Below are 11,866 nucleotides of genomic sequence, written 5' to 3'. Positions count from 1 at the left end.
GATGAAGGTATTTTTCTATGACCATTTACCCTTCTTGCTGATATATGTTTTTAACTTTGTTTTTTTATTTTTTATGTACAGCTTTGCCGGCGGTTTTGAAAGCAATAAAATATATTTTGTTTTTATAAGCTTATTCGTATTGGTTTGTTTTCTCGTTTATAGATATTTAAGTCATCGGATGCTGTATAAAAAATTGACTGCTGAACCAAAAAATTTGGAAGAGATTATGGTTGATGATCAACATACCGTTCTGTCGAGAAGCATCCAAAAGTTATTAAAAGAACAATATCGGCTATTTCAAAAAGAGATGCATAAAAAGGAAAAAGCACTTAAAGAGCATGTTTTATTTATGAATCAATGGGTTCACCAGATGAAAACACCGCTTTCTGTATTACAGCTAATGGCTCAAGATTATGAAGATGAACCGTTTGCCCCAAAGATGAAAGAGCAGTTAGATAAATTGAACGGCGGACTTAACATGGCTTTGTATATGGCTAGATTAGATACATTCGAGCATGATTTCCGTCCGGAAGTCATTCAGCTTCATTCATTGGTTAATCAAAGCGTTAACAGCTTAAAGGAATTTTTTATACGCAAAGGCGTTTTTCCGGCCGTAAATGTAGACAAAGCGGCAATTGTTCAATCTGATGAGAAGTGGCTTTCCTTTATGTTGCAGCAGTTATTAAGCAATGCGATTCGCTACTCCGGTGAACCGAATAAAAGAGTTTATATTTCAGGCTATGTGCAAAACCATAACACCATTTTAGAGGTAAAAGACGAGGGAGTCGGCATCCCGAAGAAAGATATACGCAGAGTATTTGATCCCTTCTATACAGGGGAAAACGGCCGGCAATTCAGAGAATCAACAGGCATGGGCTTGTATATCCTAAAAAAGGTGTGTGACAAACTTGGCCACGAGGTGCAAATTGAATCAGCCGTCGGTAAAGGTACAACAGTAAAGATTGTCTTTCATGCTGCCAAAAACAGCTTCTTGCCGTCAAATCTTACAGAAATGTAAGGTTGATGAAATAAAAAGCGATAGCAGTCAATGCTTAGATCATTTAAGGTGCAATTATAAAGCATCTCGCCAGAAATTGAGGAGGCATCATCTTGGAAGTATTGAAAATAAATGACGTTTCGAAGGTATATGAAGGCAAAGTTGCTTATACAGCACTGAAAGATATTAACCTTTCCGTTGACAAAGGAGAATTTGCAGCCATTATGGGCCCGTCCGGCAGCGGAAAATCTACTTTGTTGAATGTTATTTCTACAATCGATTTTCCTACCTCCGGTGAAGTTATTTTAAATGGACAAATGCCTCATACTTTGGAAAAGGAGCAGCTTGCAAAATTTAGGCGCCGTGAGCTGGGCTTCGTTTTTCAAAACTTTAATTTGCTTGACACCCTTACAATCGGCGAAAATATTGTTCTGCCGTTAACTTTAGATGCGGTTCCAGTCGATAAAATGAATAAGAGGCTAAAGGAAGCTGCGTCTAAGTTGGGCATTGAAAAGATTTTAAATAAAAGGACATATGAAGTTTCCGGCGGACAGGCCCAACGTGCTGCTGTTGCCCGGGCCATTATTCATTCGCCATCGCTTTTGTTGGCCGATGAACCGACGGGAAATCTTGATTCCAAAGCAGCAAGCGATGTTATGGAACTTTTTGAAACCATTAATCAAAATGAGCAAGTGACGACACTTATGGTAACGCATGATGCCCAAGCTGCCAGCTATTGTCATCGTGTCATTTTTATTAAAGACGGACAATTATATAACGAATTGCATCGCGGGGAGAGCCGAAAACAATTTTATCAGCAAATTATTGATGTTCTTTCTTTGATTGGGGGAGCAGCAAAGTGAATTTTCGTCAGTTTGCTTTTAACAATGTGACGAGAAATGCTCGGACTTATTTAGCGTACTTCCTCAGCAGTGCTTTTTCTGTGATGATTTTTTTCTCGTTTGCAGTCACTTTATTCCATCCTAATTTAAGTGTTGTCGCTGAAGGATCAACAATGGGGTTAACGATGCAAACGGCGGAAATCATTATTTTCTGTTTCTCTTTCCTGTTCATTCTTTACTCGGTTAACTCCTTTTTGAAAGTGAGAATGAAGGAATTCGGCATGCTTATGGTTTTGGGTATGTCAAAAAAACAGTTTAACCGGCTAATTTTCCTTGAAAATATGATGATTGGATCTTGTTCGATTGTTGCAGGCATTATTATCGGCCTTGTATTCTCTAAGTTTTTCTTATTAATCGGAGAAAAGATTTTGTCAGTTAATCATTTTAACTTTTACTTCCCTGTTAAAGCCATTATTCTTACGATTGTTGGTTTCTTCATTTTATTTATGATTATTTCAGCTTTGACTCCAATACTCATAAGGTCAACAAAAATCATTGAATTGCTGAAGAGGGGGAAGGAGCCAAACAGGGAGATTAAATTTTCCTGGTTATTATCTGTTCTAGGCTTTGTCTGCCTAATCGGCGGTTATGGATTGGCGCTATCCTTTGGAGGAGCAAATACATTTTTAAATGATTTAGCAGAGAACTTAGGCAATCCCATGCTGGTTATAACCATAATCGTGTCGATAGGAACATATTTTTTCTTTTCGCAGCTAAGCATCTTAATGATTGATCTTTTTAAGAAGAAACAAAGCTTTTACATGAAGAAAACGAATATGCTATGGATTTCCGACTTGGCTTATCGGATAAGGGATAATGCCCGTATGCTATTTATCGTGACGATCCTCTCAGCGATAGCCTTTACAGCGATTTCTTCTCTATATATTTTAAGTCAAAACGTGAAGAGTCAAACGACAAAAGTCTTTCCATATCATTTTACGTATATCGCAACATCCAAGGATCGCCAAGAGGGAACCCATATTAAGGCGTTAGAGCGGCAGCTGAATAAGCACCATTTTTCTTATAAAAAGCATGTTACACATTTTATAAAACAGGAGATTAATGGCTCCTTTTACTTTGTTATGAGCGAATCTGATTATAATAAAAACGCTCACATTTTGCACAGAAAAACGATTCATTTGGGAAAAACTGAAGCTTATCTCATTCCAAATTACCCAAATGTAAGTGTTGATAAAAATCCATTTCTAAGTCAAAAGACAGTGTCATTGAACAAGGGGCATTTAAAACTAAGTGTGATAGACAGAGCTGAAGGGAATATTTTGCCTAGCGGTTTGGGCAACACTATTATCGTGAATGATAAGATTATGAATAGTATAACTCCTATTGATGACAAAATGACTTACTACGGGTATCAAGTGAAGAACTGGGAAAAAACTTATCCAATTGCCCAATATCTTCAAAAAAAGTTTGAGCGAAACAGTACCGCCCCTTCATTCTATTACTTCGCTTCATCGGATTTGTACCATGCTGAAAAATTGACGAAAAATTTGATGCTGTATATCGGCTTCTTTATCGGTGTGATATTCTTTATCGCAGCGGCAAGCTTCTTGTATTTCCGTTTGTATACGGATCTAAATAAAGAACAAGAAAAATATTATAATCTGTCAAAGGTTGGCCTTTCAGAGAAAGAAATGAAAAAGACGTCAACCATTCAAATAGCAATTTTATTATTTGCGCCTTTTGTTTTGGCTGCTATTCATACAATGTTTGCCCTTGGTGTTTTAGAAAGCATGATGGGCACCTCTTTAAGAACAGAAGTATGCAGTGTTTTAGCGATATTCACTGTCATTGAGGTGATCTTTTTTATCGTGATACGCTCGCGCTATGTGCATCACTTGAAACAATATATTAACAGATAAGCCATGGTCACCAGGAAAAGGTTAAACGTATTTTATGTTTGATATATGAACGTGACTGTTGGCTAAGTCCCTATAAATAAAGCAAGTGAGGAAAAATAGTCTTTTTCTCCACTTGCTTTGCATTTTTTCGAAATGAGAGAGTTAAGTTTCAATTCTTAGGGGAGGGGACCCAATACAACATAAGATTTTAAAGAAGCAAAATCAAAGCTTATCGGAATTTAAGGCATATGTCAGAGTCGAACGCTTGCATCGGTTTAAATGATGCCGGTTCACTTCAAGTCTTAAATAGGAGGCAAGAAAGGAAAAAAATCATTTGAATGACAGACAGCTTTTAATACAAACAAACAAGTTTGCATGTTTATAAAAACGTTTTCGTGTAAACGATATTGTGAACATATTCCGCGTCAAGTTGTTAGCGTTTTTGTTTACGTCCATACATATATGTAAACGTGTAAACAGATTAGAAAACGCTTGATCCTAATTAAATGTTATATATCCTATGCTTTTAAAGATGTTTTTTGTTGATCGAAATAACAATCGAGATTTTTAAATATCTTAGGAGGATGTACAGATAAATGATACAGCTCCCATTTTCATCAAAAATAACGTAAACAAATAAGTTTACTTGTTTGCTTAAAAGCATACTTGTAAACAAAGAGATGATGACCTCCTGAGTTCATCGAGTTAGCGTTTTTGTTTGCAAGTTTTCTTATTTGTATACATGTTTACGATTTTGAAAACGAAACTCGGCAGCATCAAAGCTATTTTAGAGTGGGAAATTACCTCACATTTTTTCCTGTTAAAAAATGGCCTTCAAGTTTTTGTTTATTTTAAGAAGGCGGTAAAATGTTTATTCCAGATCGCTTACACCTAAACACACAAAAAACGAATAACTTTAACGAACCGTTTTATGATTCCTGCTATATTTTGGTGTACGAAGATAAGAGTTTAATAGAAAGAGCGAAAAAAATATATACAAAAGTGTTTACGAGTATACAAAAATGTTTTCAAGTGAACATAATTGTTTACTTGATGTCGGGAGTAATGTTCACGTTTTTGTTTACGAGTTTTCGAATATGTAAATATGTTTACGCATTTGAAAACAAAATTAAGATTCAATGAAAGTTATTGACGAAAAGTGTAAGCGAATGTACGCTTAACATATAATCAAGAAAATTCTTTATAAATAATTCCTATTAACTGAAAGGAATGGTGTAAAATGGGTAATTTTAGCAGAACAGCAGCGATAGATGTTGGAAACGATTCATTAAAAGGGCTGTTTGGACGCTTAGAGTCAGAATTGTACATACCAAATGTAGTTGCGAGAGATAAGGCTGACCGTCCAATTATCGGTATAGAAGATTTAGATAGTAAAAATCCAATAGATGAACTCCATGTTAAGGTGCATTCTCCAGCATTACAAGAAAACAATGCTATTTATCGGGTTGGGAAATTAGCTTCTAAAGTGCCAAATGCGACTGAACTGGATCCAGGAAGCAATAAATCTGAAGAAGATCAAACGTTGGTTATGCTATTTACAGCATTGGCTCTGGATGCTGTCAGTGACGAAAATAAAAAAGTTTTTAACCGGTCAAACGATATTGTTGATGCGAATTATACGCTGGGCACCGGTCTTCCTTTGCGTGAGGTAAAACAAGGAAAAGATGTGAGCTTTAGGGCTAAGCTGCTGGGTTCTGTTCATCAAGTTGAATTTCTTGTCACACCTAAGCACCGGGGATTAAAAGTAAATATAAGATTTAGCGATGTGAAAGTCTATCCTGAAGGATTCGCTGCCTTTATAAACCTTGTCATGGACAACCATTTGAATATTGTAAATAAAGACTTGATTCATAAACGGCTCCTAATCCAAGATATTGGCGGGCTCTCAACTGATATCGCTGTTGTAAAAGACAGCCATGTTGATGATGATAAGGCGCAAGGATTTAATCTTGGCGTTTCTGAAGCGCTTGAGCAGATCAGAGAAGAAATTAGAATGAAACACGGTGTTGAATTGGACAGCCGCAGAGATGTGGTTGAAATTATTACTAAGAAAAATGACCGAAACCATATTATGGTTAAAGGCAGCCGGACAAGCGTTCATGACATCGTGGATCGTATTTTACTGGACTTGGCTAAAAAGCAATACCGTCATTTACGCAATGTTTGGCAGAAAAACTCACAAACCGAGATTGCTTATTTTATAGGCGGCGGATCGATCATCTTAAAAGATTATATTAAAAACTTAAATAATAGTTTAGACGGCTACAATATTGATTTCTTTGAAGATGAAAAAGAAAGTATCTGGATGATGGCAAATGCCTACTATAAATTAATTACTGAATACATTCAAAAGCAGAAGAAGGGTTCGGAGCAAAAGCATCAAGAAAAACAAAAAGAAAAGCAACCAGTAAAAAAATAAGGTGATGATATGGTAAAAGCCGCACCGAAGGCTATTACACGAGGGCAATCCATTGCTTTTCGCATTCCTTCTGATACCCCGGACTATATTTTGCAGCACTTGAATGAATTAAAACAAAGAGAGAGAAGAAATTTTTCGAGTCAAATAGCAAATTATGTGTTTAAGGGGATAGAAGCTTCACTATCTGATGACAAGGAAACAATCACCATTCCTCTCCCTAAGAAGTTAAATAAGGAGCAAAGGGACTGGCTGAAACACGAACAATCTGAGGCGATTATTGGAAAGATTGTTTATCAAATATTAGCTGATCCTTTTTCTATGATTTCTTCTGTTAATGTTCATTCAGAGCCTGTAGGCAAGTCTTTAAATCTCTCTGAAGAAGCTGCCTCCGATGACCTTCAGAAAATGGATCTTGATGACTTTACACTTGACGATTTTAATGAAGCTAAAGAAGCAGATAAAAATGAAGAGCCTCAAGAAGATAATTCAGAGGAACTCATTGGAAACTTCCTTGCTGAACTCAATAAATAGTTGAACAATCCGGTTTATCTTATAAGGTAAACCGGATTTTTTCTATATTTTTCATGATTTGTTTGGTATATATAAAAGTAATGCCAATAAAATGGTATAATTTATATATAGAGTTATTTTTAGGAGTATCATACTAGGCATATAGTAAGGAGATAGATAATATGGAGGTTTCCAGGGAGGCCTTACAGCAACTCAAACATCATATAGAAGAATTAAAAACAGCCTTAACCCAGCTAAGAATGCTTAATCAGCAAGCGAATCATGTCATACACCAAACTCAATCGGCTGTTCATAGAGGGACATCTGATCAATATTGGCAAGGCAAGAAAAAAGAGCATTTCATGAACGAATTCGAGCGTACGACACAGCAAGGAACTGTACTGTTGCAAACGATAGATGAACAAATCCAATTGGTTCAAAACAGCATTCAGTATTTAATTCAAAAAGAAAGTCAACTTGCTCATCAAATCGAAGAAAAAGAACAAAGGGAAAAGAAAGAAAGACTAAAAATGATGAAAGGAGACTAAGAGAACGTGCCATTATTTAAAGTCGAACCCGAACCCCTCAAGAAGGCTGCCTGCTCATTAGAAAATAGTTTCAAAGAAATGTCAACATTATATAAAAGTTTAGAATCGCTCAATACCCATATTAATGAGGTCTTGAGCCGCTGCGGATCTACCCCGTATACTTCTTCAGTCTATCAGAAAAGTGAACAAATTATCACTTCTTCAGGACAATTAGGAAAGTCTTATATAGAAGCAGCTGATGAACTTTCACGATTTATCCTAACCGCTGAAATGGCTGATATGGCTCCAATCTCACTGCTAACAGGATTTTCCGCAGGTATACTAAATATGTATGATAAATTTGGTAAATTTAACGATTTCCAAATGATGGCGGATGCGGAGAAGATATCACAGGAGAAGCTGATGGCGGAGATATTTGGTAAAGTGACGCCGGAGGAATATGCGAAGTTATCATCGTTGGCTTATCAAGATGAAAATAAAATTAATAAAGAACTGAAAAAATTTAAAATAGGGAAGGTGAGGTTGAGAAAAATAAGTGGAGAGATTGTCCATCACTATAAGAGTGGTTTAGATGCGGTAATATTTCAAATTGGAACATCAAATAATTATATTATTGCATTTAGGGGAACTGAGAGTAATTTTATAACATCTTTTAAAGATGCATATAGGGATGTCAAGAACGATACTACTGGAGTTTTAGGAATCCCTGCTTTATCACTGACAGGAAATGTTTGGGGTTCACCTGATTTAGCAATTACAGGGGTAAAAAGAGGATATTCTTCATCACAGGATAGAGATGCCGATAAATTTATAAAAAAGGTAAAAAGACAATTAGGAGATAATATAAATTTAACATTTACTGGTCATTCTCTAGGTGGGTGGCTTGCTGACAATCAAGCTGATAAATATAATACAACAGCAGTCACCTTCAATGCTCCCAGATATACGCCAGGTTCGAAAAAAGAATTTCTTAAAAATAATAATCAAAAAATGGTTAACTTTAGGGTTGAAGGTGATCTTATTTCCGAAAAGCACAAAAAGCCTATTAATATGAAATATTCTCCTGGAATAAATATTTCCGTTCCAAACGTGGCACTTGAAAGTGGTTTAAAACCGCATGAAATTAATAGAAGTTTCCGTTTTGATAAAAGGGGTAACATATTAATTGATTCAAAGCAAAGGGAAATATCAAATGACATTAAACTTACCGATACTGCAAAAGTAAAAGATGATTTAATATCAAAAAAACAATTAGAAAACATAGAAAATCGGGTAATAAATAACCGAATTTATAGCAATCATAATCGAGTTGATGAAAAATACACAAATGATTTATTGTCAAAAGTTAATCAAATGATATCTAATTTAGAAAAAATGGATAAATTCCAAAATATGGGGGACAGATACATTCCAGAGGAGTTAAATAAGGAGGAAATCGGAAATTACGCTAAAAAGCTTATAAAGCTTCAGTTAAATAAAAAACAACTCGAGAAAGAGGTTAATTCTAACCTTTATGATCAGGATCCTTTTATTAATCATGAATATATAAAAAATCTCGAGATTAATAAAATCCATTCATTTGAAAAAGAAATTACTGAAATAGAAGCTAAAATTGATGATTTAAAACACAATTATCACACAAATGATGAAAAAATTCTTAATGAATTAAAAGGATACAAACATGAACTTGAACAATTGTTACAAAGGAGTCAGAAATGAAGAAACATAAAGTACTATTAATTATATTAGGTTTTATTGTTCTTATTATAATAATAGGGGTGGTTTGGTTTATGTTAAAACAATTAATGGAAGCTAACGAAATTAAAGATATAACAAAAGAGCAGCTTGAGCAAAGGTTTCATAGGCCTGTTACAGTAACAAATGTGGATAAGCAATGGACAGAAAATGGTAGTATGTATGACGTTAAAGTAAAATTACAAGGAGTAAATGGTACCTATGAAATCGGAGGCTATACAGGAGAGTTTTACAACCTTTGGAAATACGAAGTAATAGATGATATATGGCATAAACAATTTACAAAAGAAATGAAAAAAATGTTTAATACTAAAGGTTTTAAATTAAAATATATTGATGCTGATGCTACAGTTCCAGAAAATATACCTATAGATATTTCGAAACTACCAACTATTCAAGAAGTAAGGAAAGAGTACGGACAAAAATTTGTGTCAAATGATATCCAAGTAACGCTCCAAACAAAGTACCCTGAAACTAAAAAAGGTCAATTAGAAGAGAATAAGAAAATATTTACTTTATTAAAAGAGATGGAGAAACGAGGAATAGCAAGGAATCTTTATTTAGTAATAGAATATAGTGATTTTAAGCAAATCTATGTAATTGGAGTCAAAGATCCAAAGACAAATCCATACCACAAACCTGAAGATTTAAATAAAGCAAAGACTAAATAAAATTTTCTTAGGAAAATGAGATGTAATAAAAGAAATGAAGAAAATACCACTTTGATAATAGGCCTTTCAATTAGGTGACCTTGGACAAGCCGGCATTATACCTTTTCAGAGACCAGAGGATTTAAATAAAACATGGTCAAAATAAAAAACCGACCGGACAAAGTATGGAGAAAGCATGAAGAAACGTAAAATAAAGATAATAATTCTTTCAAGCATAGGTACTGTCTTAATTATCATTGCAGCGATAATCGGATGGTTTTTACTTAAAGATTATATGGAAGAAAAGGAAATTAAAGAAACAACAAAAGAGCAGCTTGAGCAAAGGTTTCATAGGCGAGTAACAGTGACAAACGTAGATAAGCGCTGGACAGAAAATGGTAGTATGTATGACGTTAAAGTAAAATTACAAGGAATAAATGGTACATTTGAAATTGAGGGTTATACTGGGGAGTTTTACAACCTTTGGAGATACGAAGTGATAGATGATATATGGAGTAAACAATTCGCTCAAGAAGTAAAGGGTTTATTAAAAAATATGACTTTGGGAAAGTTGATAATATAGTAGCTTATTCAGGAGTCCCTGAGAATTTACCTATAAATCTTTCAAAGTTCCCATCATTTCAAGAGGTAAGAAAGAAATATGGCAACAATTTTAGCTCTAACAATATACAAATAATGCTTCAAGCAAAGTATCCTAAAGATAAAGAAGGACAAATGGAGGAGAATAAAAAGGTCTTTGCGCTATTAAAAGAAATGGAAAAGAGGGGAATGGCCCGCAATTTGTTTTTATTAATAGAATACAAGAACAATGAACAAATTTACGACATAGAATTCGATAGTTCAAAGAAAAACCCATATCACAAACCAGAAGATTTAAATAAAGCATTAATGAAGTAAATAGAACTCTTTGTGACATTGTTAGAATTAATGGAGATTACCATGAAAAAACACAAGGTCTTTATCATAGTTTCTATTATCATTTGTATTTTCATCATTATTTCCGCGGGAATAGTTTGGTACATGATAAAACCGCCAATATCAAGTAAAGAAATCAAATCGCTTGTTACAAAACAGGTTGAGGACAGATTTCATCGTCATACGACAGTAACAAGTGTCGAGCAGCGCTGGACAGAAAACGGCTATTATGCCGATGTTAAATTGAAGGTTGAGGGAATAAATAAAACTATTTTATTAAGCAGACCAAGCACTTCATTTTACGGTCTTGAAAGATATGACATTATTGATGAGGCATGGGATGAGCAATTTAATCAAGAGGTTAAAAAAATGTTTAAAGAAAATGGTTTTGGTAAGATCAAATTTTCTGTAGCAACGGCTGATGTACCAGATAATTTGCCAATTGATGTTAGTAAATTTCCAACCATCCAAGAGATAAGGAAAAAATATGGACAAAAGTTTGAATCCAATGACATACAAGTTCATCTTCAAAAAAAGTATCCCGAAGATAAAAAAAGCCAATTGGAGGAAAATGGTAAAATACTTTCCTTATTAAAAGATATTGATAAAAGAGGTATTGGCAAAAATTTATTTTTAAGAATACAGTACCTAAATAACAATAAAATCTTTGACATAGAATATGATAGTCCAGAAACTAATCCATACCATAAGCCAGAGGATATAAAGAAAGCACAAATTAGATAAAGATAATTCTTTGCGTATAAATGCTAGCGATGAAGAACGTTTGTGACTGATAATATCCTTTTTAACAGTAGGTGCAATATATCTGCTTAATAGTAAAATTTAGGGTCCCCTTAATAAATTTAAAAGTCTTTCTTTAATTTTCTAAATATAAAAGAGTTAATGCAAAGTAATATAGGAGATTTAGCATGAAAAAACGCAAAATATTCATCATAGCTTTTACAATCATCAGTGGTTTTATCATTATTTCCGCGGGAATAGTTTGGTACATGATAAGACTACTAAGACTTTCATCCGTTCGCCACGGAATTCATTGATCGTGCGAAAGTCTGGTTGCTGCACCGCCGCCAACCACATGGCAGGGATATTTTCTCTTGTCAATTTTTCGAAGCCGCGACAAGAGTAAACCTTTTGGGAATAAGCATAGAGAATAATTTTAAGCATCATTTTCGGATGATAGGAACTTCTGCCGCCGCCTTTATAATGAGAAAACAATTGGTCATCTGGCACAGCTTCAACCATTTCATC

Annotated in this window: 11 protein-coding genes and 1 pseudogene; 11 read left to right on the top strand and 1 reads right to left on the bottom strand. The window is 34.5% G+C overall.

Features of this window, described 5'->3' with window-relative positions:
- The first annotated feature begins 1 nt into the window (after nt 1).
- The 11 genes from JOD45_RS08215 (at nt 2) to JOD45_RS08165 (ending at nt 11,341) form a co-directional block, all read left to right on the top strand.
- Nucleotides 2-1,018, top strand: coding sequence for a sensor histidine kinase (locus JOD45_RS08215; RefSeq protein WP_205003416.1), 1,017 nt, complete (start codon nt 2-4; stop codon nt 1,016-1,018).
- Between the two features lie 89 nt (nt 1,019-1,107).
- Complete coding sequence (locus JOD45_RS08210) at nt 1,108-1,860, top strand: ATP-binding cassette domain-containing protein (protein WP_205003490.1); 753 nt, start codon at nt 1,108-1,110, stop codon at nt 1,858-1,860.
- Nucleotides 1,857-3,779 (top strand): FtsX-like permease family protein, encoded by a 1,923-nt coding sequence (locus tag JOD45_RS08205; protein ID WP_205003415.1) that lies wholly within the window; start codon nt 1,857-1,859, stop codon nt 3,777-3,779. Before JOD45_RS08210 ends, JOD45_RS08205 begins: the two co-directional genes overlap by 4 nt.
- Nucleotides 3,780-4,998: 1,219 nt before the next feature.
- Nucleotides 4,999-6,198 carry a ParM/StbA family protein gene (locus JOD45_RS08200; RefSeq protein WP_205003414.1) on the top strand — a complete coding sequence of 400 codons (1,200 nt, stop codon included), beginning with the start codon at nt 4,999-5,001 and terminating at the stop codon, nt 6,196-6,198.
- 9 nt (nt 6,199-6,207) lie between these two features.
- Entirely contained in the window at nt 6,208-6,729 is a 522-nt protein-coding gene (locus JOD45_RS08195) for a hypothetical protein (protein ID WP_205003413.1), read from the top strand.
- Nucleotides 6,730-6,890: 161 nt separating this feature from the next.
- A complete protein-coding gene (locus tag JOD45_RS08190; protein ID WP_205003412.1) occupies nt 6,891-7,256 on the top strand; it encodes a hypothetical protein in 366 nt (121 codons plus the stop codon).
- A gap of 6 nt (nt 7,257-7,262) precedes the next feature.
- Complete coding sequence (locus tag JOD45_RS08185; protein ID WP_205003411.1) at nt 7,263-8,975, top strand: Tle-like phospholipase domain-containing protein; 1,713 nt, start codon at nt 7,263-7,265, stop codon at nt 8,973-8,975.
- A complete protein-coding gene (locus JOD45_RS08180) occupies nt 8,972-9,682 on the top strand; it encodes a hypothetical protein (protein WP_205003410.1) in 711 nt (236 codons plus the stop codon). The genes JOD45_RS08185 and JOD45_RS08180 overlap by 4 nt, the downstream gene beginning before the upstream one ends.
- Before the next feature lie 175 nt (nt 9,683-9,857).
- Nucleotides 9,858-10,244: a hypothetical protein gene (locus JOD45_RS08175; RefSeq protein WP_205003409.1), complete on the top strand. Its 387-nt coding sequence runs from the start codon at nt 9,858-9,860 to the stop codon at nt 10,242-10,244.
- A 113-nt stretch (nt 10,245-10,357) separates the two neighbouring features.
- Nucleotides 10,358-10,579: a hypothetical protein gene (locus tag JOD45_RS08170; RefSeq protein WP_205003408.1), complete on the top strand. Its 222-nt coding sequence runs from the start codon at nt 10,358-10,360 to the stop codon at nt 10,577-10,579.
- A gap of 123 nt (nt 10,580-10,702) precedes the next feature.
- Nucleotides 10,703-11,341 (top strand): hypothetical protein, encoded by a 639-nt coding sequence (locus tag JOD45_RS08165; RefSeq protein WP_205003407.1) that lies wholly within the window; start codon nt 10,703-10,705, stop codon nt 11,339-11,341.
- A 285-nt stretch (nt 11,342-11,626) separates the two neighbouring features.
- Here the strand turns inward: JOD45_RS08165 and JOD45_RS08160 are convergent.
- Nucleotides 11,627-11,866, bottom strand: a pseudogene (locus JOD45_RS08160) (transposase); the annotation flags it as partial.

This window comes from Scopulibacillus daqui (assembly GCF_016908855.1).
GTDB lineage: Bacteria > Bacillota > Bacilli > Bacillales > Sporolactobacillaceae > Scopulibacillus_A > Scopulibacillus_A daqui.
The sequence above is the reverse complement of the archived record's forward strand: the minus strand, read 5'-3'. Positions and strand labels throughout refer to the sequence as shown.